Raw genomic sequence first — 23555 nt, 5'->3', positions numbered from 1 at the left:
TATCTTTTTCAACATGGCGCGTGGCTAGTGGTCTCGTTTTACCAGTAGCTCGCTAAACGCAATTAAACTTTCTGTATTGTAGGGTAAACGTGCCAAGGCTTGAAGTGCATTATTATGAAGCTTGTCTAATTCTTTCTTTGCACCTTCAAGTCCAAGCTTGGCAGGGAAGGTGTTCTTACCCAATGCTTCATCTGACCCTGCGGGCTTTCCTAGTTGCTCACTGCTGCCTTCAACATCAAGAATGTCGTCTTGAACCTGAAAAGCCAGCCCAATATCGGTAGCGAATGCCATTAAATCAGTGCGTGTTGCATCAGTTAGCGACTCGCATACCGTTGCAACCATTTCCACACACGCTTTTAAAAGGGCACCTGTTTTTAATGTGTGCAAAGTTTTTAACGCTTCAAGCGATATGGTTTTACCTGTACTGGCAAGATCGATGGCTTGACCACCGCACATACCTGCATAACCCGCACTTTTCGCAAGAATGGAAAGTAGCTTCACGCGTTGTGATTGTGCGTAATCACTTAAAGGTGCGTCGGCGAGTACGCTAAAGGCTAAAGATTGTAGTGCATCACCAGCTAAAATAGCGGTAGCTTCATCAAATGCAATGTGACATGTGGGTTTGCCGCGACGTAAATCATCATCATCCATTGCAGGCAAATCATCATGCACCAGCGAGTAAGCATGGATACATTCAATGGCCATACTGATAGCCATTTGGTCTTTTTTGGGAATATCTAGCGTGTTACCGACTACCTGCACCAGAAGGGGGCGCATGCGTTTGCCGCCCGCTAAGAGCGCGTGACGCATGGCATCTTTTAATCGCGGTGCATAGTGAGGTAAATCGTCGATTAACGTAAGCAAAGATGCATCAGTTTGTGCTTTTACTTGCTGATGCAAATCAGAAAAATTCATAAGGTACCTGTTGGAAGTGAGTTACCGATTTAGGGCTGTTCACTTTCTGGAAGCGTTTGAAGTGTTTCTTCACCTTGGTTGCTAAGCAATATTTTCACTTTCTGCTCGGCATGCTCAAGAGATTGTTGGCCTTGACGGGAAAGCGCGATGCCGCGTTCAAACTTCTCTAGCGCTTTGTTTAAGGGCAAGTCACCATTCTCCATTTCATTAACGATGGTCTCAAGCTCTGACAACGTTTCTTCAAAAGACGGACTTTCAGTTTCCTTCGTCATAAAAAATACTCAATATCTTGGCCAAAATACATGTATGGCGCACATTAACCGAGGGTTGCGTAGGGGTCAAATGGTTTGTCTGTATATTCCCAATATGCACAAAGGGTAAGGCTAAAATTCATACCATTTACAACGCATTTTAAACACAAAGCTGCATTTTAGTTGCTAAAAAAGTAAATGTGCTATATTCGATGTATTGTAAGATTTTGCGTTTAAACTGTATTAAAACGACACAAAGCGTCATGACGGCCTTTTTCAAAAATATCCAATAAATGTGATATTTTTCAATAATGTTGTTTTAGTATTTTAATATGATGCCGATAGACTATTTGAATAACAGCGGCATTGTCTGAGCATAAATGGGGAAGAGTGAGTGGATTTAGCAACCGTCATTGGTATGTTGGGCGCCATCGGGTTCATTGTAATGGCCATGATATTAGGCGGCAGCTTAAGCATGTTTATCGACGTGCAATCAATACTAATTGTATTTGGTGGAACTCTATTTGTTGTCTTATCTCAGTTTACATTAGGCCAGTTTTTCGGAGCAGGTAAGGTTGCAGGTAAGGCCTTTATGTTCAAAATAGAGTCGCCTGAAGAACTTATCGAGAAAATCGTTGAAATGGCGGATGCTGCTCGTAAAGGCGGATTCTTGGCGTTAGAAGAAGCTGAAATTTCAAATGAATTCATGCAAAAAGGCGTGGACATGTTGGTTGACGGGCACGATATAGAAGTCGTGCGTGAAACCTTATCGAAAGATATTTCCATGACGACCGAGAGACACGACTTTGGTGCATCAATTTTCAAAGGTATGGGCGACGTTGCTCCTGCTATGGGAATGATTGGTACGCTGATTGGTTTGGTTGCCATGCTGTCAAACATGGATGACCCAAAGGCTATCGGGCCTGCAATGGCTGTTGCACTACTTACAACGCTTTACGGTGCATTCTTTGCCAACGTGGTTTGTCTTCCAATTGCGTTTAAACTGGCAGTGCGTGCTGGTGAAGAAAAGCTAAATCAAAGCTTGGTACTAGACGGAATAGTGGGTATTGCTGATGGGCAAAACCCGCGTGTCATTGAAGGTGTGTTAAAGAACTACCTAGCGGCCAGTAAGCGCGGCGCTGCAGAGGAAGAATAATGGCAGAAGAAGAATGCCCAAAATGCCCACCCGAGGGGCTTCCCGCTTGGATGGGAACCTTTGCAGACCTTATGTCTCTGCTTATGTGCTTCTTCGTACTTTTATTGTCATTCTCCGAAATGGACGTGCTCAAGTTTAAGCAAATAGCAGGGTCCATGAAGTTCGCATTTGGTGTGCAAAATAAAATTGAAGTAAAAGACATTCCAAAAGGCACAAGCGTTATTGCCATGGAGTTTCGTCCGGGCAGACCCGACCCCACGCCCATTGAATCTATTCAACAACAAACTATTGATATGACACAGCAGATGCTTGAATTTCAAGCAGGCGATGAAGATTCTGCCGGTGGACGTCAAAAACAACGTGGTGAGCAGCGCGGTGGTCAAGCGCAGCAAACAGCAAGTGAGTCATCTTCGTCAGCACCGCAAAGTAGCGAAGAGTCTGAAACTGCTGAGTTAATGAAGAAAGTCGCCCAGCAGCTTCAAAAAGAAATATTAGATGGCTCAATTGAAATGGAGTCGTTAGGACAACAGCTCACAATTCGAATAAGAGAAAATGGTTCATTTTCTGCGGGCTCTGCATTTCTACAACCGCAATTTCAGCCCGTGTTAAGAAAAATAGGCGGCATACTAGCGGAAGTGCCTGGTGAGATAGAAATTTCAGGTCACAGCGACGGACAACATATTGCCAATGAATTGTATCGCTCAAACTGGGATTTATCTTCGCAGCGTGCTGTAGCAGTAGCAGAGGCAATGCGTACCGCACCAGGCTTTGATGAAAGCCGTATGTCGGTTGTTGGTAAAGCCGATACTAACCCGATTGTTGAGAATGCTACGTCATCTGCTGATCGCGCTAAAAATAGGCGCGTAGAGATAAACATTAATCAAGGTAAGCCAATGCTGTCTCAGCCAATATCGGTGGTAGATCAATAGCTAAGTACTCAAATAAAGAAGTTGGTAGCCAAGTATCTACACAGAATTAAAAAAGGCGCTCTAAAGGCGCCTTTTTATTGTCTACTCAAATGAAACACATTAACTATTTTAGTACGCACATCACCTACGCAATACGTGCTAAATCATCGCGATAGTGAGGCTTTGAAATTACAAGCTGAACCGTGCTGATGGTACGCTCTAGAAAACCGCCTTCGCAGTATTTTAGATAGTATGTCCACATACGCATAAAGCGTTCATCGTAACCATCCTTCATTAATTCGTCTTTGGCCGAGATAAAAGCTTCGTACCAATGATTTAGGGTTTTTGCGTAATCAATGCCAATATCATGAAGATCGCGGATCATCATATTGGTATGCTTTTTTAAATGCGCATTTAACTGGTATTGCGAAGGAAGAAAGCCGCCTGGAAAGATATATTTTTGAATAAAATCAACACTGTTTGAGTAACTGTCATAACGGCGGTCGTCAATAGTGATAGATTGCAGTAACATCAAGCCATCGTCTTTTAACAAAGACGCACACTTTTCAAAGAAATTACCCAGGAACTGCTTACCTACCGCTTCAATCATCTCAATGGATACGAGTTTGTCGTATTTTCCTTCAAGTAGACGGTAGTCTTTCTTAAGAAGCGTTACTTTGTGCTGTAGATTCTCTTTTGCAATCCACTCTGCAGCCCAAGCATGTTGCTCTTCTGAAATGGTGGTAGTGGTAACTTTACATCCGTAATGCTTCGCTGCATATACGGCAAGTCCGCCCCAACCAGTGCCAATTTCAATCAGATGATCGTTTTCATTTAGTTGAAGCTTGTCACAAATACTTTTGAGCTTGTAATTTTGCGCCTCATTTAATGTGGCATTTGGATCTGGGTAAATGGCAGATGAATACATCATCGTTGGGTCTAAGAAACGAGTATAAAGTTTGTTACCCAAATCGTAGTGCGCTTCTATATTGCGCTTTGCTTGGTCTTTTGTATTTCTGCGAGTAAAGTGTTGGAGTTTATTAATCGGCATGGTTAGCCATCTAAACTTATTCTCCCACTCATCTAAAACAGGTAGGTTTCGCGCGAAAATTTGAACAACGGCTGTTACGTCGTGACTGTCCCAAAGGTTGTCCATGTAAGCTTCACCTGCGCCAACACTTCCACCTAAGAGTAAACTGCGATAAGCGCGAACGTCTTTTATATTTACATTCGCCCGAAGTTTGTCATTATCATTGCCAAACTGAGCAATCGTGTCGCCACATTCTTGAATGGTTAAGCTACCGTAGGGTAACTGTTTTAAGCATTGTAAGAATATTTTCCTACAGGTCTTATCAATTAACGAGACCTCTGATGTATTAAGTAGTACAGATTCACCGAAAGACATTATTGTTGTTCCTGACTTTTTTCTGGGTGTGTATACAGCGGTGTTTTTTTAAGGAATAGTTTTAGCGCTTGCCAATAAATTCCTACCACTGTTTTTATTGTCATACTTGGTATACGTTTCATCGCGTCAGTTAGATTCGCCTCATCGAAAGTAAATCGAGTAAGGTTAAACCCCGCGCTGAACTCTTTTTTATCTCTTACGCACTCCATCGCTAATGACAGTGTACGAGACGGTTCGGATATTCGCCAACGGTATGTCATATCCATAGGATTGAAAGGCGACACATGAAATGCTTTAGGTGTGTCTTGTTGCTCTTTTAGATCAACTAAGTAATGGTGCCGTTCATTCCACGGTGTATTGCTCACTTCTGCAAGTAGATGGGTGAAGTAGCCTGATTCGTTATCTCGTAGGTAATAAAAGTTAACAGGACTAAAGTACATACCCCACATACGAAGCTGGCCCAGCATAAATACATCGCCCTCAAGAGCTATACCGTTATTTAGCGATGTCATTTTTTGTCTTACTGCCTCATCAAGAGGCGTTGATGGAGCACCTAAATAGTCTTCACGCTTAAAGCGTACGCGCGCTTTTCTATTTGCCGAAAAACGCGGTATTGTTGAAGACAGAGTGTCTAACTCGTTGCCAGACAACTTAAGCCAAAACAGATAAATGTCGTAATCGAATTTATGCTGTGTTGGCAAGAAGCGTTCGTGGAAGACTTTACCTTTGTAAATGGCACTTTCAATCACAATTGTTCACCAAAACGCGCGCAAACATCTAATGCACTTCTTACGCCGTCTTCATGAAAACCGTTGTACCAATAAGCACCGCAGAAATGCAGATTATCTACGCCGCAAATTTCGCTGCGACGCTGTTGCGCGGCAACCATTTCAGCACTGTACTGTGGGTGCGCATAGTCATACTGACCAAGAATACTGTTACTTTCGATTTCAAGAGTGTTATTTAACGTAACGCAGTAGGTGTTTTTAGCTGTTAAGCGTTGCAAAATGTTCATGTCGTAGGTTACCGACGCAGGACGCATTTCTTCACTGGCATCTTCTTTTAAACGATAGTTCCAGCTGGCCCATGCCAACTTTCTTTTTGGTAGCTGCCCAATATCTTTATGCATTACAACGTCGTTTGCGGCATATGGAATGCTGCCTAAAATGCTTTTATGAGCGTCTGATGGCGCCGATAGCATTGCCAGCGCCTGGTCGCTATGACACGCAAATACGACATCGTCGAACGCTTCTGAATGTCCAGTTGAGTCATGAACCGTCCAATTGTCTGACTCTCGCACAACCTTGCTAACGCCAGTGGATAACTTAATCCTCGATTCAAATGGTGCAACCAATGGTGGAATGTATTGGCTGGAGCCACCTTTTATGGTGTACCACTGAGGTCTATTTGTAATATTCAGTAGGCCGTGATTGTTGAAAAATTGCAGAAAGAAGGTAAGTGGGAACCTACGTGTTTGCTCAAGACTACTTGACCATATAGCAGCACACATTGGCAGTATATAGTAGCGTGCAAAGTCATCACTTAAGCCAAGTTCGTTAATGATATCTTCAAGTGTTAGAGAGGACGTATCTCGCTTCTCGGCAACCATCTGTTTACACGCTTTGTTGAACTTCAGAATGTCTCGCACTATTCGCCAAAAACGTGGGCGCAAAATATTTCGTCTTTGAGCGAACAAACTATTTATGTTGTTGCCGTTGTATTCCAGATTTGCCTTTTCGCTTTTTACTGAAAAGCTCATCTCGGTAGGCTGGTAATCAACACCAAGAGACGTAATTAACTTTATAAAATTAGGGTAGGTCCAGTTGTTGAACACAATAAAACCTGTGTCGATAGCGTGTTGCTCGCCATCATCGGTAATTTGCTTTGTTGCGGTGTGGCCACCAATATAGTCGTTAGCCTCGTAAACTGTTATGTCGTTATTCTTATTTAACAGGTGTGCGCACGTAAGGCCTGAAATGCCTGTACCCACAATAGCAATTTTTCTTGTCATTATTGGTTTCTCTACTTCTCATCTCTCATTGCTAAACCCAGTCGTTTTTTAACTGGAGTAGGTAGAATGTTCATAAATCTCAGCATATAACCAAACACTTTGGGGAAAAACACAGATTGTTTTCCGCTTTCAATACCTTTAAGCATCGCTTTTGCTGCTTCTTCTGAGGTTATTTTCATTGGCATTTCAAAATCGTTTTTATCTGTCAGTGGTGTTTCAACAAAGCCTGGAGACACCGCTTGTACTGAAACGCCCTTGTCGTGTAAATCAACTTCAAGTGATTTGGTGAAATAGTGGAGCGCAGCTTTACTCGCACCATAAGCTTGTGTGCGTGTGAACGGCAATAGTCTTGCCATGCTATCAACAATTACCAGTTGGCTGCCTTTATTAAGTTTAGGGAGTAATGCATCAACACAATGGACGACGCCAAAAAAATTAGGTTCAAATACTCGTCTAAACATGTCTGGCTCGAAACTGTCCAAGTCAACATATTCACATGTGCCTGCATTGAGAACAGCCGTGTCGAACGTTACGTCTGCTAAAGCACGCTTAGTATCATTTAAATCGGTTACATCAAATTGACACGAGGTAATATTTTCATGCTTGCTCAGCTCGGCAAGTGCTTCTTCATTCCTGCCACATGCAATTACGTTGTAGTTGTTGTCAGCCGCATGTTCTGCCAACGCTTTACCAATTCCTGATGTTGCACCTGTTATTAACAATGTCTTCACTGGGCTAGCTTCCGTTTAATCTTTTTAATTACAAAACCTAACAGTGGTACGTGTTCATACACCATTTCGCCCAAATCATAATAATCTTTGTGATAAACAATAATGTCATCTTTCACCGCTAGCTGCGTGGTGCCGTCTAGGGTAATCGTCTTATCACCGCTGTTCAGCACAAGTGTCATGGTCCAGTTTGCAACATGGGTAATGTTCTTTGGGTTTTCACCACAAGGTAGAATATCGGCAATATCGAACTTACAGCTTTTGGCTTGAGTAAGTAGATTTGAAAAGTAACCTTTAACTTCATTTAAACCAGTGTGTGTTGTGATTGGGTCGACAAATACAACATTTTCGGCGTAAATGGCGCCTAAGTCTTCTGGAGATATCTGACAAATATCCGTGTAAATTTTACAAAACCGTTCGATTACATCCATCTCAAGTCACCACACCGTATTAAATATAGTAAATGCTAATAAGTCTTTAGTAGAGGTCAGCCTATATGCTCCTGCTGATAATTCATAGACTGGTACTTTTTGCAGTGAAGCGCAAGTGTTTGATTTACTTATTCGATTCTAGATAACAATGACACTATTTACATCGACAGCAAGTGGTAAGATCACGAATTTGTCCAAAAGTGTGAAAAATTTTCCCATTCGATCCAATTAGTACTCAGTTGCGTAATGGAATTTGTATTATTGGAAGTGTTATCTATGAGTGAAAATCGTTATCCATTATTTCCGCTATCTGCCCACTTACTTCCCGAGGGACGGATGGCGCTTCGCATTTTTGAACCACGCTATGTAAGGATGGTGAAGGAGGCGTGCGCTGAAAACAAAGGGTTTGTGATGTGTATGCTCAACGCCAATGGCGACAAGGAACGCAACGAACACATCCACAAAATCGGAACTTTCGCCCATGTAGTCGACTTCGATATGTTGGATGATGGGCTGCTTGGCATAAAGGTTGCTGGTTCTCATCTTGTCGAAGTGTCGAATATACAGACGGACAAGGATGATTTAAGAACCGGGTTATGTGAAACGATAACCCCATGGACGTGTGATTTATCGCCTCGACAACTAGCGCCTATGGACGAGCGGCTTAAGGAAATTTTTGGGGATTATGATGAGCTTGCGTCCTTATATGACGAACCCAAATTCGAATGCCCTACGTGGGTATTAAATCGGTGGTTAGAGTTGTTGCCAGTAGATGGTGCTCAAAAGCAGCATTTTTTAGCGCAGCGAGAGTGTACAAGCTTACTTAATTATTTGTCGGCTCTTATCGCTTAAAAGATAATTAGCTGAAATAACGACATAAAGCAGTTGTTATTAAAAAATCGTAATCCATAAATCGAAAAATTTGCCAACGGTTTAAGCCGAAACGTCGTAGAATTAACAGAACCAAAACGGAAAAGCGGACGAATCTTATGTTAGTTGGAATTCCATTGGAACAAAGCAACAGCACAATCAAACCTAAAGAGTGTGCTACTGAAATGTCTGATTACCTGGTCGCGGTTGCTGATAGTCGATGCAAGCGGTCTTTCGCAAATGTATTTAATTATTTCGCCCCTCGCTTGCGCTCATATGCGTTGAAGCAGATGGGAAACGAAGCACTGGCGATGGAGCTAGTGCAAGACACAATGTCTAACGTATGGCAGAAAGCGCATTTATTCAATGCCGAGAAGGGTTCACCATCAACGTGGATCTTTACTATAGCGCGAAACATTCGTTTTGATATGCTTCGTAAGCTACAAAACAGAAAAGAGGATGTATGCTCAGATGATCTGTGGCCTGTTTTATGTGAGCAAACAGCAGACGTTAACGAGGCCCCACTTGACGAGCAAGTGACATTAGAGCAAATTGGACATTTATTTGAATCTCTGCCCGTAAAGCAGAAAGCAGTTGTCGAAGCTATTTACATCGACGGTAAGTCACAACAAGAAGTGGCTGATGAGCTAGCAATACCGCTTGGCACTGTAAAGTCTCGAACAAGATTAGCTCTTCAGCGATTAAAGGTAATGCTAAGCGATAATGATTAAGTTTCATCCAAGTTCCGAGCAAATCAAAGAGTTTGTGGAAGGAACGCTGTCACCAGCTACATCGGTAATGGTCTCTGCGCACTGTGATATGTGTGAGAAGTGCCAAAAACAGATTGAACTGCAAACCGAGCTGCTTGCTGCTGAAATGGTGTCTAGCTTCGAGCGACAGTCTGCTTCAAGTTCGGATTTCGATAGTATGCTTGCCGAGATAACACAAATGCCGTCTTCAATTGAATCGGACGGTTGTTTGTCTACATCGCAAAACAATGCTGTCGGTGGTGGAAGTAAGGCTTACGGGTCTACCACAATTGAACTTGATGGTCGGTCATTTAAGCTTCCTCGAACGCTTCATCGCTACATAGACAAAACGGGTAATTGGTCTAGTTTAGTCGGTAAGCTGTGGCAGGCACCAGTAGACTTAGGAAACCAAGGTGTGGCCAACTTTATTTATATGGCGCAGGGCGGAAGCGTGCCGGAGCATACACATCGCGGCACTGAGTACACCCTTGTTATAGACGGCGAGTTCAGCGATGGTCTTAGCCATTACGATACTGGCGACTTCATTTTTATGGACGGTGAAAAAACACATACACCCAAGGCCGATACAAAAGAAGGGTGTTTAGTGTTTAGTATCGTCGACCAGCCACTGCATTTTACATCTGGTTTGGCGCGGTTGCTCAACCCATTTAGTCATCTGTTTTTCAGGTAAGAACAGAAACAAAAAAACGCACCATTTGGTGCGTTTTTTTATGCTCTAAGAAACTGGAGTCACTTTATCTTAGCTAATGAAGTCACTTTCAGGGTAGTTTAACTTCAATGTCTTCATCGCGTTATCACGAAGTTCGGTCAAACCAAGCTGCTCATAACTGGACACCATAATCTCAAGTGCCTGTTGAACTTGTGTTGTATTCGGGAAGTGTTCAATAACATAACGTCCGCGGTTTGCTGCCGCGACGTAAGCTTCTCTTCGCATGTAGAACCGTGCAATCGCAATTTCATAGCGCGCTAAACGGTCTTTGATATACACCATACGTTGTTTAGCGTCGGCTGCATATTTGCTGTCTGGATATTGCTGAATTAAACGGCGAAAATCTTCAAATGCTTGGCGCGACTTTGAAGGGTCTCTGTCTGTTCTATCGATATTCATTAACTCTTGGAATAGGTTGCTGTCCGATTCCATGTTAGTCAGCCCGCGCATGTAATAGGCGTAGTCAACATCTGAGTGATTAGGGTTTAAACGAATAAAGCGGTCAATAGTTGCAAGCGTCTCGTCGTTTTTACCCGATTTGTAGTAGCTGTAGATAAGGTCAAGCTGTACTTGGTGTGACAAAGGACCAAACGGGTAACGTGAGTCAAGCGAGCTTAAAGTTTGAGCTGCGGCACTGAAGTTTCCTACTTCCATGCTTTGTTTCGCTCTGTCGTAAAGTTGCTGTGCCCCCATATTGGCAAGTACGGCTTTTTCTTCGGGGTCTGAAGAGCTACATCCTGCGACAGATACCATAGCTCCCAAAAGTACGGGGGCTAAAAAACGAAATGATTTCATAATAATTCTAGTTTCCTGCTAAACAGTTTTAATACTTCGCTGCCTAAGCTCATGTGTTAAACAACAACACTTTCGACGCATTCTAACGCACTAACGGTGAGAAAAACCATACAAAAACGTAAACAACGCAGTGTACAGCGTGAATACTTGTTATAATACCTTTTTTTAGACGTTATCAATGGTGTTATGACACAGTCGCCGAACACAATACAATTAGAAGCCTCAACAGAAGCTTCGCACTTTGGCTTACGCTTAGATCAGGTTTTAGCAGATTTGTTCCCTGAATATTCGCGTTCAAAGCTAAAAACTTGGATTCAAGATGGAAACGTTGCTGTTAATGGAGAGGTAATTACTGTTCCTCGACATAAAATGCAGATGGACGAAGTGGTTACCGTACAAGCAGAGATGGACGTTCAAGTTACAAGTGAAGCGCAAGATATTGCGCTGAACATCGTATATGAAGACGAACATATTCTGGTTATCAATAAACCTGCTGATTTGGTAGTACACCCTGGTGCGGGTAACCCAAGCGGTACAGTGTTAAATGCGCTTCTGAATCACGTGCCTGATATTGATAAAGTTCCTCGCGCCGGTATCGTGCATCGACTAGATAAAGACACAACAGGGTTAATGGTGGTTGCTAAAACCATTCCTGCGCAAACCCACCTTGTGGACCAGCTACAACGCCGTGAAATGAGTAGAGAGTATGAAGCGGTTGCGCTTGGCACAATGGTAGCGGGGGGAATTGTAGATGCCCCCATAGGTCGACATGCGACTAAGCGAACTCATATGGCGGTTCGCGAAATGGGTAAACCGGCGGTTACACATTTCCGCGTAATTGAAAAATTCCGTGCGTACACCCACTTAAGACTAAAACTTGAAACAGGCCGCACTCACCAAATCCGCGTTCATATGGCGCATATTAAGCACCCATTACTTGGCGACCAAGTGTATGGCGGGCGACCTCGTTTACCAAAAGGTGCATCAGAGGCGTTTATTGGTGCATTAAGAGGGTTTCAGCGACAGGCGTTACATGCAGCACAATTGTCACTATTCCACCCCGAAACAGAAGAGTGGATGACATGGAAAGCGCCTCTGCCGCAAGATATGCAAGACTTGCTGAAAGCAGTCAAGCAGGACAGCTTGGAAAACCCTGAGGACATGTTGTAAAACTATGTCAAACGCGCTCAACGTAATTACACCAGAATGGAATTGCCCCGATAACATTATTGCTTACACAAGCACGCGTGCTGGTGGTGTAAGTATGGGCGACTTCTCTGGCTTAAATGTTGGTGCGCACGTAGGTGATGATTTGCTTTTCGTAAAGGCAAATCGTCATCAGCTTCCACACAATGATAAAATTACATGGCTAGAGCAAGTACACGGAAACAAGGTAGTTTCTCTACCATCTGTCGATACCACCGCTGATGCTGCAGTATCATCAAACCACAATTTTTATTGTGCAGTAATGACGGCAGACTGCGTTCCAATCCTATTATGCGATGGGGATGGAACCCAAGTTGGGGCTGTTCACGCAGGATGGAAGGGGTTAGACAATAACATTATTGCTAATGCGATCCGCGCTTTCAAATGTGAGCCAAACAATATTATGGCGTGGATTGGGCCTGCAATATCTCAACGTTGTTACGAAGTTGACACGAGCGTAGCCAGTCGTTTTTCGGCTTTTGATAATGTGGTGCAGCCAAGTGTAAGCCAAGGAAAGTATCTGCTAAACCTGCCTGCTATAGCAGAACAACAGCTTCAAAATGCCAATGTGTTCTCTGTTACGAATAGTGGTTTATGCACATATTCAAGGCAGGACTTATTTTATTCTCATCGATTCGCGACACATCAAAACAAAAGGTCGACTGGCCGAATTGTTAGTGTTATCGGGTTGTCTTAAATCAAACTTCTCTCTAAAACCCACACTTTTTTTGCGGTTCTTTCAATATCCTACTTGAATCGTTATTTATAAGCTCCCATAAATAAAGCATTAACAACGTTTCATCTGTTAGGTTGAGATTATGAGACTAGATAGATTTACCAGCAAATTTCAGCTCGCGATTTCCGATGCACAGTCTTTGGCTTTAGGCAGAGATCATCAATACATCGAGCCAGTACATCTAATGACTGCCATGCTAAATCAGCAGGGCGGATCAGTACGTCCACTGCTTGACCAAGCCAACATAAATGTTAACGCATTGCGTAGCGCATTAAGCCAAGCCATTGAGCGATTGCCCCGAATTGAAGGCATTGGTGGCGACGTACAGCTGAGTAAAGACAGCGGCATTTTATTGAATTTGTGCGATAAAATAGCGCAACAGCGTAAAGATGAATACATCACGTCCGAGATATTTGTTCTTGCAGCGCTTCAAGACAAAGGGCGTTTAGGAGAAATTTTAAAAAGCCTTAACGTGACGAAAGACAGCGTTGAAGCTGCTATCGATGACATGCGTGGTGGGCAGACGGTAACCGACCCTAACGCTGAAGACGTTCGTCAGGCACTAGAAAAATATACCACCGACCTTACTGAGCGCGCTGAGCAAGGTAAATTAGACCCCGTTATTGGACGAGACGACGAAATTCGCCGAACCGTGCAAGTGCTGCAGCGCCGTACGAAGAACAATCCTGTGCTTATTGGTGAGCCGGGCGTAGGTAAGACTGCCATTGTTGAAGGTTTAGCACAGCGAATTATCAATGGTGAGGTACCGGAAGGCCTGAAGAATAAGCGGGTACTTGCTTTAGACATGGGCGCACTTGTGGCTGGCGCCAAGTATCGTGGCGAGTTTGAAGAGCGTTTAAAAGCGGTGCTTAATGAGTTGGCCAAGGAAGAGGGCCGCGTTATTTTGTTTGTGGATGAGCTTCACACTATGGTGGGCGCTGGGAAAGGCGACGGTGCTATGGATGCCGGCAACATGTTAAAACCAGCTCTTGCCCGTGGCGAACTTCACTGTGTGGGGGCTACCACATTAGATGAGTACCGCCAGTATATTGAAAAAGACGCTGCACTAGAGCGTCGTTTCCAAAAGGTGTTGGTAGAAGAGCCTAGCGTTGAAGATACCATCGCCATTTTACGGGGTCTGAAAGAACGGTATGAACTGCATCACTCTGTCGATATCACCGACCCGGCAATTGTTGCTGCAGCCAGTCTTTCTCACCGCTATATCAGCGACCGTCAGCTTCCCGATAAAGCTATCGATTTAATTGATGAAGCGGCGTCTAGCATTCGCTTGCAAATAGACTCTAAGCCAGAAGATATGGACCGTTTAGAGCGCCGAATTATTCAGCTTAAGTTAGAAGAGCAAGCACTCGCTAAAGAAACCGATGACGCCAGTCACAAACGGCTAGAAATGATAGAGCTTGAGCGTGAACAGGCTGAAACACGTTACAGTACTTTGGAAAAAGTGTGGCTAGATGAAAAAGATGCCATGCAGGGAACACAAACCATAAAAAGTGAGCTTGAACAGGCGAAGCTTGATTTGGAAATAGCGCGTCGTGCGTCTGATCTCAATCGTATGTCAGAGCTACAATATGGGCGAATACCTGAGTTAGAAGCGAAGCTAGAGCAGGCTGCCGAGAATGAAACGCGCGAGACCACGCTGTTAAAAAACAAAGTAACAGACGCAGAAATTGCTGATGTGTTGTCGCGTTGGACGGGGATCCCTGTTTCAAAAATGCTTGAAGGTGAACGTGATAAGTTGCTGCGTATGGAAGATGTATTGCATAAGCGCGTAGTAGGGCAACAGGAGGCGGTTCAGGCTGTGTCTCATGCCATTCGACGTTCACGCGCCGGTCTTGCCGATCCTAATCGTCCAATTGGTTCGTTCTTGTTTCTGGGGCCTACAGGCGTAGGTAAAACAGAGCTATGTAAAGCGTTAGCGGGCTTTATGTTCGATACCGAAGATGCCATGGTTCGTATTGATATGTCCGAGTTTATGGAAAAGCATTCCGTGGCAAGGCTGGTTGGTGCACCTCCTGGTTATGTGGGTTACGAAGAAGGCGGTTACTTAACCGAAGCTGTTCGCCGTAAACCTTACTCGGTCATCCTGCTTGACGAGGTAGAAAAAGCGCATCCTGATGTGTTTAATATCTTGCTGCAAGTGCTCGACGACGGAAGGCTTACTGATGGTCAAGGGCGAACCGTCGACTTTAAAAATACAGTGGTTATTATGACATCAAACCTAGGTTCAGATGTTATTCAAGATAAGCACGGTGAAAACCAGTACGACGATATGAAAGCATCGGTAATGAATGTGGTGGGTCAGCATTTTAGACCTGAATTCATTAACCGTGTTGACGACATTGTAGTGTTCCACCCTCTGGGCAAAGAGCAAATTAAGTCTATCGCGAAAATACAGCTTGCAGCACTGCGCGCAAGACTTGCCGATAAAGGGTATAAGCTTTCGCTATCTGCAGCCGCTATGGACAAATTGGCCGAGGCCGGATTCGACCCTGTTTTTGGCGCAAGGCCGCTTAAACGTGCTATTCAAGTGCAGGTTGAAAACCCACTTGCACAGCAACTGTTAGCAGGGCAGCTTTTGCCCGAGTCAACCATCCGCATCGATGCAGATGACAGTGGCTTATTTGTATTGAACCAATAACGCTGTGAAAAGCGGCATCGAGAACATTTGAAAAACATAACGAGAGGGCAGCAGAAATGTTGCCCTTTTTCTTTTGCGCTTCATTTTTAGCAGCGCAGTGGTATGGTAACCACTCAACCATGGCCGTGTAAAAAAGAGAGAATTCATGCGAAGTACTGACGTTATCGAAAGATTCATAAGCATTATTGGTGAAGATAACGTTGCTACTCACCCTCAACAAACTGAGCACTATAGAAAAGGCTGGCGTAGTGGTGAAGGTGAGGCGCTTGCGGTACTGTTTCCCAAGACACTTTTAGCCTGCTGGCAACTTTTGGAAGTGTGCGTGGAAGCTAATTGTATTATTATCATGCAGGCAGCGAAAACAGGGCTAACGGAAGGCTCTACCCCTAATGGTAACGACTACGATAGACCGGTAGTTATCATAAACACGCTTGCCATGGACGAAATAGTTCTACTTAACGGCGCGATGCAAATAATCAGTTTTCCAGGTGCAACACTGCACAAGCTTGAAGGTATGCTTAAACCATTTAAGCGCGCACCACATTCTGTTATTGGCTCGTCGTGTCTCGGCGCATCGATTGTTGGTGGCATTGCTAACAACTCAGGTGGAGCATTGATTAAAAGGGGCCCTGCATATACAGAGCTTTCACTGTTTGCACAGGTAGATAAATTCGGAAAACTGCAGCTTGTCAATCATCTTGGTATTGAGCTAGGCGAATCGCCCGAAGAGATCCTCACAAATTTAACCAATGGAAACTTTGATAAAACGCAATATCAAACCAGCAGGAAGGCCTCTGCAAGTGACTATGACAGTATTGTAAGAGATGTAGACGCAAACACACCAAGTCGCTACAACGCCGATCCATCCCGCCTTTTTGAAGCCAGCGGCTGTGCCGGAAAAATAGCTGTGTTCGCAGTGGTACTCGATACTTTTCCAATGCCTGAGCAAGAACAAACATTTTACATAGGTACCAATGATGCAAGCGTGCTTACAGAGTTAAGGCAGCACATGCTAAAACACTTTACGCATTTGCCTGAGGTAGCAGAATACCTTCATCGTGATATGTTCGATATCGCTGATAAATATGGCAAAGACACATTCTTAAGCATCTATCATTTAGGCACATCATTTTTACCAAAGCTGTTTGCCGCCAAAGGAAGAGTAGATGCCGTTTTAAACAAAGTCTCTTTTCTGCCTTCTTTTCTGTCCGATCGTATTATGCAAGCTGTAAGCACGCTTTTTCCCGATCACTTGCCCAAGCCTATTAGGGCGTTTCGCGATAAATACGAACACCACCTTATTCTTAAAGTAAGCGATGAAGGAATTGAGGAAGCGCAACAGTATTTAAGCGCATTGTTTAAGCAAGATAATGCTAAAGGCGCTTATATTACTTGCACTGAAAATGAAGCCCAAAAGGCATTTTTGCTTCGCTTTGCGGCAGCAGGCGCTGCGGTAAGGTATCAAACTCTGAAAGACAAATCGGTGGGAGACATTCTTGCTTTAGATATTGCGCTTCGTCGTAACGACTCACAATGGGTAGAAAAACTGCCTGCCTCTATCGCTCAACATATCGATAAATCACTGTATTACGGCCACTTCTTCTGTCATGTGTTCCACCAAGATTACGTGCTTAAAAAGGGCGTCGACGCTAAAAAAGTAAAGCAAGATATGTTAATGCTACTTGATTCTAAAGGGGCGAAATACCCCGCTGAGCACAATGTCGGGCATTTGTATCAGGCAGAAGATGCGCTGGTAGAGTTTTATAAATCGTTAGATCCCACCAACACCTTTAATCCCGGCGTTGGTGGGATGGAGAAACATAAGCGCAACTGCTCATGCTGCTGACTCGAATTCTAATACGGCCTTAAGCGCATAAGGGGCTGTGGCGCTTTGTTAGAGGCTATCAAGTAACTCTTGAGCTTTTGGACGTAGAAAGAAAGGGCGTTCTACGTTAACTGCAAACTCTAGCTCTTTTCTTGCTTCATCAATGCGTTTAAGCTTCGCTAAAGTGAAGCCCAGATGATAGCGTATGTTCGGATTACTCGCGTCTCTAGAAAATGCATCGCGAAGCATTCTTAAGCTACCTTCATAGTCACCTTCTAATGCTTTAATATGCCCAAACGTATCAAGTACGCGTGCCGACGTGGGTTGTAATTCGTACGCTTTCACTGCGTATGCCTTGGCTTTTTCAAGTGAACGGTCCATTGTCATAAGTGCAAGACGGTTATGTGCTTCTGCAGGGTTCAGCAGTCCAGGTTCTTCAATAAGTGATTGGTAAAGTTTTATAGACTCATCAAACTCTCTAATAAAGAAAAGGTATTGCGCCAGCAAGTTTTTCGCAAGCAAATTACTATCATCTTTCTTTACTAGGCCGCGAGCGGTGTTCAAGAATGTTTCGACGTGCTCTTCATTAAGGGCATAGTTGTAGATAGCAATAAACGCCTGTGCAAAATGTGGGTCTACATTCAACGCTTCTTGGTAGTGTTTAACAGCGGAGTCGCTGTTGCCGTTATTGGCTGCTAGCCTTCCTTTTAAAAAGAAATACACTGGGTTTTGGCGCTGGGTGTTAGGAACAGACGCCAACAGTGAAGCAGCTTTGTTGTTATCCTGTAGGTCTAATAATAGACTTGCGTAGCGTAGGGTAACGAAGGTGTTATTGTTAGAAACGGAATAAGCGGTTTCCATTGCGCTTTTAGCAGCACCGCTATCACCAATAGTTCGCATCAAGTCAGAGTACGTAAGTAACTTGTCTGGCGCTTCGTTAATGAAGTTTTTCACAATGCTTAAGGCTTTTTGTGCATCAGCCATTTTATTAGCGGCTAACAGCAGTTGCGCCTTGCGCAGTAAGAAATCTGCATTGTCAAAATCGTCTTTCAACAGTAAATCAAGATGGTATAGGGCGCTTTTTGTATCACCTTGCTGCTGATAAAGACGAGATAAACGCTCTCGTGCACCTACGTTTGACGGTGTGAGTGTCAGAATATCGAGATAAATTTGCGTTGCTTCTTCTATTTCACCTTCTCTTGTTAAGTTGAAGGCCTTAAGAAGTAACGTTTCGTTGTGCTGAGGAGACAGCTGAAGCAATTCCTCTACAAGTTTGTTTGATGCGTCAACGTTGCCAAGCCTACTTTCTGTTGCCGCTAAATTGAACTTAGCTGGAAATAGGGTGGGGTTTGCTTCCAACGCTTTTTCTATATTTAATTTGGCTTGGTCAAGCTGTCCTTGGCGAATTAGAATCCCTGCTTTTAAGTTATAAACTTCAGCCTCTTCTGGAAATATTGAACTTAATAGCTCGGCACCTTTAAGTGCTTTATCAAACTCACCCGCTTGAAGGTTCATCAAAGAGTATGTAAACAGAAAGCCCGCGTTTTCAGTGTATTTTTCTAAATTACTTTCTAAAATATCTAACGCTTGCTGCTGTTTGCCGCGTGCGGCCATTAGCTTAATTTTAAAAAGTTGCAGTTTTCCTTCGCTTGGAAATTGCATTTCTAAGTCAGATAGCAAGCGTTCAGCTTTAAACGCCTTTTTCTGACGAATAAATAGGTCACCTAGCAGCAGTGCTGAATCTACATCAGACATAAGTGCCGACTGATGTCTCTCTAGCAATCCTAGTGCTTGTTTATCTTGCTGTGTCGCAATGTAAACTTGGCTCAGCATAAGTACAGCTTGAAGATCATCGGGCTCTTTCTGCAGGTAAGCGTTAAAGTCTTTTGCTGCAGTTTCCATATTGTTGTTGAAGAAGTTGGTTAAGCCGCTAATGTAAAGCAGCATGGGCTGTGAGGTAATGAGTTCGGGGTCAAGTTGCGCCATAAACTCATTGAGTTCTTTCAACTTTGTATTGTCAATGGCTTGCTCGCTGTCGCGGCTTTGAAGCCAGCTGTTTAATAGTATGGCCAACGGGTCGTTGGGCGTATCTTCAATAATTTCGTCAACAAACAACTTTGCTGTGTCGTAGTCTTTTGCCTCTAGATAAAGATCTACAAGGTTTCTAAGTGCTATGGGGTCGTCTCGGTTAAAAGAAAGCGCTTTTTGTAAATTGGCAGTAGCAGCGTCTGTATTACCCTGACGGTAAGCAAGTTGACCTTTCAAGCGCCAAGTAATCGCGTTTTCCGGTTCGAGTGAAATAGCGTCATCTATTAACGCTTGCGCTTTTGCCAGCTCTTCATTTTGTAGTGCAATTGATGCAAGGCCATTTATTGCCGGTACAAAGTTTGGAGAACTTTTAACAATGGTATTGTAGTCACGAAGGGCACAGGCTTCGTCCTCAAGACGGAGACACGCCGTTGCTCTAATGAGCAGCCACTCTCGCTCAGCGTCGCCAGATAATCGCTCTAGGTTGGTAAACTCAACAATCTCTTTGTATTTGTTAAGAAATAGCCACGTATTTCCGAGGGGCTCAGCTAACAGGTTTATATCTGCACCCATTTCAAGCGCTTCTACAAATTCCATTTCAGCGGCAGTTAAATACCCGTTAATTAGCAGTATCTCGCCCATAAGTAGTTTAGCGGCTAAATTTTCAGGGTCTTTTTGTAGGCTATTCTTTAAGTGTATATAGGCCTCGTCGTATTCGTTCTTATTAAATGAAGAAAGTGCTTTTTCATAGTCTTCAGATGTTGTAGCAAAACTAGCACCGCTAAATGAAAGCATTGATGTAACCGCGAGTGACAGTAAGGTGCGATTGAATACACGTTTTTTATTGAGCAAGATGTCCATGAGTACCTATATTTCCACCTGACGAGAGGTATTTTTATGCATAAAAAAAGGTGGCTAAAGCCACCTTTTAAAGATACGTGTTTTCTGTTTAATTTTAAACAATTAAACGCGACGTTTACGTCTATATAGCAACAAACCTAGACCTAAGCTCATTAGTGCTAGCGCACCTGGTTCGCTTACTTCTGTGGTTGGTGAATTTACGCTGTGGCCGACCGTCAAGGTTGAAAGCTTGAAACCTACACTTGAGTACTGGTCCGAATTCTTATCAAAATAGATGTTGTAAGCTCCGACTAACCAGTATTTAGCGGCCTTTGTTAGGCTCGAGAACGATGATGTTCCGTTATTTATTCCGAAATGCCCCAAAGTTCCTGTAAGCGATTTCCTTGCGATATCGTCCCATGTACTCGAGCTTGAGAATAGAGGGACAGCACTATCGTCTAGACCCGCAACGGTGATCTCCTTAGAGCCATTGTTACCATTTACAGCATTGAAAGTTGCCTGTGATAGTATTACATCTTTATCAAAGCTTAGTAAAATCATATCGAAATCGTCACCACCCTTGAAATTATCGATGTAGTGAGAATCATTACTACTGTCTTTGTTCGTTATTGTTAAACCACCTTCCCAATTGGTGATGTTAGTTTGTTCAACAACTCTATCTGTCAGCCCGTTAGCATCTGCAGTATCCGACCACGCTGTGAGTCCAACTTTTATTTGTACGCCATTTACAACAATCACATGAGAGCTGTTCGTCGGATCTATCACCTCGGAAAAATTGTAGTTTCCATTATTCGAAACTAAATCATACTGTATGTAATCAAACTTGTTGCTTGCTAAACTTGAGTCTGATGCTTCAGATGAAAAAGATGTAGCTGTTAACAGACATAAGGAAGTTAATAAGGCTTGGTACGACTTAGCTTTAAACATTTACATTACCGAGTTTATTGAAATAGGTGTATACCACTACTCCTTGCTAAAACTGTGCCAAGTTTTTTTGTATTTGAAATGTATGGTTTTTTTTATGTTTTGGGGAGTGCGTCATGTGTAGAGGTAAAAAAAGCTGACAGTAGAAAACTGTCAGCTTTATTCTTTGGTAGGGGGCTATCTTAACTATTTATTAGTTGCTTGTTTTCTTCGCCACATAACTAGCATGCCAGACGCAAAAAGTAGTCCTATGGTGCCTGGCTCGCTCACTGCAGTGGTTGTAGGCGGTGTTGGTGTTCCGTCCACTGAAAAACCAATGCTTGTTAGCTTAAACGCATCATTATTTGAGTAACCGCCAATATCTCCGAAAACTTTATTATAAGCACCAACAAGCCAGTATTTAGCTGATGTATTAATGGCAAACTCAGATTTGTATTTTAAATGCTCATCGGTTGTGTCACATTTTTCGACATTATAAGAGGCTGTTAAGGCGTCCCCTACAATGCTGCTCCAAGTGCTACTACCAGATGTCAAAGAACTGATATTGTCTAGTGCTGCCACTGAAACCTGTGTATCGCTTTGACTGTATGCCCATGAAAAGCCAGCACCCTGCAACGTTACTGAGTCAGAGAACGAGAAAAGGACAAAGTCAAAGTCTTGCCAGTTGCCACTTACTGTATTCATATTATCAATGGCATGGTCAGGAGAGTTATGAGAATACTCCCAATCTTGATTAGTAACACCGTACCCATACCAATCTGAAATCTTGTACGTATTTGCACCTACAACAATGTCGTCCTTACTGCCAAAAGTATCGGCCCAGCCGCTGATAGAAATATCCACACCGCCTATCGCAACGTCTGATGACGTGGTGGATGTGCTTTCGAAAACGCCTTTATCGACAAGGTTATAAACATTCTCACCAAGAGGCGAGTTACACTCGATACTAGTAGATTGGGTACTCGTACCGCATCCGCTGTAATTATAGTTGTACCAGTTACCGGCAATCGCGTTGTTCGCTATACAAGTAGTAGACAAAGCCAGGCAAATCTTAATGATGGAACTTAACCGCATATCAATTAATCCTATTACAATTGAGTGGGTCAGCGCCTCTTGCGCTTTGAGCGCGAGGAACTTCAACATGGAAATCGGATTCTACTATGTATAAGGAGTGTGTTGGGTATGCGAACCCATACGATGTTATGGAGTACTTTTATTAACGCTATCTCATGGATGTATACAGACAGCTATGCGAATAACGCTAGATATGAAATAATTAGTAAAGATTAAGTTGAAAAACGAGGACATATGTCTGAACAGAAGAGAAAAGGAATCTACTTGCTTCCTAACCTATTAACAACTGCGGGCCTATTCTCAGGTTTTTTCGCCGTTGTGTCTTCAATGAACGGCCGCTTTGAAGCAGCTGCGGTCGCAATTTTTGTGGCAATGATATTTGATGGGTTAGATGGACGTGTAGCTCGAATGACCAATACACAAAGTGATTTCGGAGCAGAATACGACTCGATGGCCGATATGGTGTCTTTCGGTGTTGCGCCTGCGCTTGTTGCTTACAACTGGGGGCTGACCGAATTAGGTAAACTCGGTTGGTTGGCCGCATTTATATATGTTGCTGGTGCTGCTCTTCGTTTAGCACGTTTTAATACGCAAGTTGGCATCGCCGATAAACGTTTCTTTCAGGGGCTAGCAAGTCCAGCCGCTGCGGCTGTTGTTGCTGGTCTTGTTTGGGTTGGCGTGGAATATGATGCCGTTGGTACTGATTACGGCCTTATTGTAGCTGCGGTTACTGGGCTGGCAGGTTTGCTAATGGTGAGTAACTTTAAGTACAACTCTTTTAAAGAAGTAAACTGGCACGGAAAAGTACCGTTTGTAGCTCTTCTGCTTATATTGCTTATTTTTGTAATTGTCGCCACAGAGCCAGCGCTTGTGCTGTTTATGGTATTCGCGCTTTACGCGTTGGCAGGTCCTATCAATACTTTCCGCACCGTAGAGAAAGTGACACTTGATGATGTAGTAGGTGATCACGAAGAAGATGCTGACTTTCAAGTAACAAATAACGATGTTAGCAGCGGTAAAGCCACCGACAACACAAAATAGCATTTAAAATCGAGCCAAATACCTAAAATTGGTTTGATATTAAGCGTATTGATTAAAAGGTGACCTCTTGGTCGCCTTTTTTATGTTTTATTGAAAAAGAGTGTTGACGGCTTAATGATAATGCGTAAAATGCGCGCCTCCTCAACAGGGAACAGCGATAAGCTTACAGCTGATGAGGAAGTCAAAAACCGAGTTTAAAAATAAATAAACAAAGGTGTTGACAAAAAAAAGGTGCGCTGTAATATACGCATC

Annotated in this window: 21 protein-coding genes; 10 read left to right on the top strand and 11 right to left on the bottom strand. The window is 43.4% G+C overall.

The features are described 5' to 3' along the window. Positions 1-24: 24 nt before the first annotated feature. Both ACGHAV_RS10430 and xseB read right to left on the bottom strand, forming a co-directional pair. Positions 25-915 (bottom strand): farnesyl diphosphate synthase, encoded by an 891-nt coding sequence (locus ACGHAV_RS10430; protein ID WP_390380062.1) that lies wholly within the window; start codon positions 913-915, stop codon positions 25-27. Positions 916-944: 29 nt separating this feature from the next. Then, the gene (gene xseB, locus ACGHAV_RS10425) at positions 945-1187 is read right to left on the bottom strand and encodes an exodeoxyribonuclease VII small subunit (protein WP_390380059.1); all 243 of its coding nucleotides are present in this window, start codon (positions 1185-1187) and stop codon (positions 945-947) included. A gap of 373 nt (positions 1188-1560) precedes the next feature. Here xseB and pomA point away from each other — a divergent pair, with 373 nt between their 5' ends. Then, positions 1561-2322 carry a flagellar motor protein PomA gene (gene pomA, locus ACGHAV_RS10420; RefSeq protein WP_334013289.1) on the top strand — a complete coding sequence of 254 codons (762 nt, stop codon included), beginning with the start codon at positions 1561-1563 and terminating at the stop codon, positions 2320-2322. Continuing rightward, entirely contained in the window at positions 2322-3251 is a 930-nt protein-coding gene (locus ACGHAV_RS10415; RefSeq protein WP_390380056.1) for a flagellar motor protein MotB, read from the top strand. Before pomA ends, ACGHAV_RS10415 begins: the two co-directional genes overlap by 1 nt. A gap of 124 nt (positions 3252-3375) precedes the next feature. Here ACGHAV_RS10415 and ACGHAV_RS10410 read toward each other — a convergent pair whose 3' ends face one another. From ACGHAV_RS10410 to ACGHAV_RS10390, 5 genes are read right to left on the bottom strand one after another with little or no spacing between them, the layout of a single operon-like run. Then, entirely contained in the window at positions 3376-4635 is a 1260-nt protein-coding gene (locus ACGHAV_RS10410) for a class I SAM-dependent methyltransferase (protein ID WP_390380053.1), read from the bottom strand. Next, positions 4635-5384, bottom strand: a complete 750-nt coding sequence (locus ACGHAV_RS10405) for a DUF1365 domain-containing protein (RefSeq protein WP_390380050.1) — start codon at positions 5382-5384, stop codon at positions 4635-4637. The genes ACGHAV_RS10410 and ACGHAV_RS10405 overlap by 1 nt, the downstream gene beginning before the upstream one ends. Continuing rightward, positions 5381-6646: an NAD(P)/FAD-dependent oxidoreductase gene (locus tag ACGHAV_RS10400; RefSeq protein WP_390380047.1), complete on the bottom strand. Its 1266-nt coding sequence runs from the start codon at positions 6644-6646 to the stop codon at positions 5381-5383. Before ACGHAV_RS10400 ends, ACGHAV_RS10405 begins: the two co-directional genes overlap by 4 nt. Positions 6647-6657: 11 nt before the next feature. Beyond that, positions 6658-7377, bottom strand: a complete 720-nt coding sequence (locus ACGHAV_RS10395) for an SDR family NAD(P)-dependent oxidoreductase (protein WP_390380044.1) — start codon at positions 7375-7377, stop codon at positions 6658-6660. After that, complete coding sequence (locus ACGHAV_RS10390) at positions 7374-7805, bottom strand: nuclear transport factor 2 family protein (RefSeq protein WP_390380041.1); 432 nt, start codon at positions 7803-7805, stop codon at positions 7374-7376. Before ACGHAV_RS10390 ends, ACGHAV_RS10395 begins: the two co-directional genes overlap by 4 nt. A gap of 276 nt (positions 7806-8081) precedes the next feature. Here ACGHAV_RS10390 and ACGHAV_RS10385 point away from each other — a divergent pair, with 276 nt between their 5' ends. From ACGHAV_RS10385 to ACGHAV_RS10375, 3 genes are all read left to right on the top strand, one after another. After that, positions 8082-8657: an LON peptidase substrate-binding domain-containing protein gene (locus ACGHAV_RS10385; RefSeq protein WP_390380663.1), complete on the top strand. Its 576-nt coding sequence runs from the start codon at positions 8082-8084 to the stop codon at positions 8655-8657. 137 nt (positions 8658-8794) lie between these two features. After that, the gene (locus ACGHAV_RS10380) at positions 8795-9406 is read left to right on the top strand and encodes a sigma-70 family RNA polymerase sigma factor (RefSeq protein ID WP_390380038.1); all 612 of its coding nucleotides are present in this window, start codon (positions 8795-8797) and stop codon (positions 9404-9406) included. Beyond that, the gene (locus ACGHAV_RS10375; protein WP_390380035.1) at positions 9399-10115 is read left to right on the top strand and encodes a ChrR family anti-sigma-E factor; all 717 of its coding nucleotides are present in this window, start codon (positions 9399-9401) and stop codon (positions 10113-10115) included. The genes ACGHAV_RS10380 and ACGHAV_RS10375 overlap by 8 nt, the downstream gene beginning before the upstream one ends. Positions 10116-10184: 69 nt before the next feature. Here ACGHAV_RS10375 and ACGHAV_RS10370 read toward each other — a convergent pair whose 3' ends face one another. Continuing rightward, the gene (locus ACGHAV_RS10370) at positions 10185-10949 is read right to left on the bottom strand and encodes an outer membrane protein assembly factor BamD (RefSeq protein WP_334013279.1); all 765 of its coding nucleotides are present in this window, start codon (positions 10947-10949) and stop codon (positions 10185-10187) included. A gap of 186 nt (positions 10950-11135) precedes the next feature. Between ACGHAV_RS10370 and rluD the strand changes: the two genes are divergently transcribed. The 4 genes from rluD to dld all read left to right on the top strand — a co-directional run bounded on the left by rluD (position 11136) and on the right by dld (position 17396). Further along, positions 11136-12119 carry a 23S rRNA pseudouridine(1911/1915/1917) synthase RluD gene (rluD, locus tag ACGHAV_RS10365; protein ID WP_390380032.1) on the top strand — a complete coding sequence of 328 codons (984 nt, stop codon included), beginning with the start codon at positions 11136-11138 and terminating at the stop codon, positions 12117-12119. A 4-nt stretch (positions 12120-12123) separates the two neighbouring features. Next, positions 12124-12852, top strand: a complete 729-nt coding sequence (pgeF, locus tag ACGHAV_RS10360) for a peptidoglycan editing factor PgeF (RefSeq protein ID WP_390380029.1) — start codon at positions 12124-12126, stop codon at positions 12850-12852. A 121-nt stretch (positions 12853-12973) separates the two neighbouring features. Beyond that, the gene (gene clpB / locus ACGHAV_RS10355) at positions 12974-15550 is read left to right on the top strand and encodes an ATP-dependent chaperone ClpB (RefSeq protein ID WP_390380026.1); all 2577 of its coding nucleotides are present in this window, start codon (positions 12974-12976) and stop codon (positions 15548-15550) included. A 145-nt stretch (positions 15551-15695) separates the two neighbouring features. After that, positions 15696-17396, top strand: coding sequence for a D-lactate dehydrogenase (gene dld, locus ACGHAV_RS10350; protein WP_390380023.1), 1701 nt, complete (start codon positions 15696-15698; stop codon positions 17394-17396). A 48-nt stretch (positions 17397-17444) separates the two neighbouring features. On the opposite strand, the gene prsT is transcribed toward dld, so the two are convergent. The 3 genes from prsT to xdp1 (ACGHAV_RS10335) form a co-directional block, all read right to left on the bottom strand. Then, a complete protein-coding gene (gene prsT, locus ACGHAV_RS10345; RefSeq protein WP_390380020.1) occupies positions 17445-20264 on the bottom strand; it encodes an XrtA/PEP-CTERM system TPR-repeat protein PrsT in 2820 nt (939 codons plus the stop codon). 102 nt (positions 20265-20366) lie between these two features. Further along, positions 20367-21191 (bottom strand): exosortase-dependent surface protein XDP1, encoded by an 825-nt coding sequence (gene xdp1 / locus ACGHAV_RS10340; protein ID WP_390380017.1) that lies wholly within the window; start codon positions 21189-21191, stop codon positions 20367-20369. 183 nt (positions 21192-21374) lie between these two features. Continuing rightward, the gene (gene xdp1 / locus ACGHAV_RS10335; RefSeq protein WP_390380660.1) at positions 21375-22262 is read right to left on the bottom strand and encodes an exosortase-dependent surface protein XDP1; all 888 of its coding nucleotides are present in this window, start codon (positions 22260-22262) and stop codon (positions 21375-21377) included. A 234-nt stretch (positions 22263-22496) separates the two neighbouring features. On the opposite strand from xdp1 (ACGHAV_RS10335), the gene pssA reads away from it, so the two are divergent. Then, the gene (gene pssA / locus ACGHAV_RS10330; protein WP_390380014.1) at positions 22497-23303 is read left to right on the top strand and encodes a CDP-diacylglycerol--serine O-phosphatidyltransferase; all 807 of its coding nucleotides are present in this window, start codon (positions 22497-22499) and stop codon (positions 23301-23303) included. The last annotated feature ends 252 nt before the right edge of the window (positions 23304-23555 follow it).

Source organism: Alteromonas sp. MTD1, from assembly GCF_042848195.1.
GTDB lineage: Bacteria > Pseudomonadota > Gammaproteobacteria > Enterobacterales > Alteromonadaceae > Alteromonas.
This window is presented reverse-complemented; position numbering and strand designations above follow the sequence as displayed.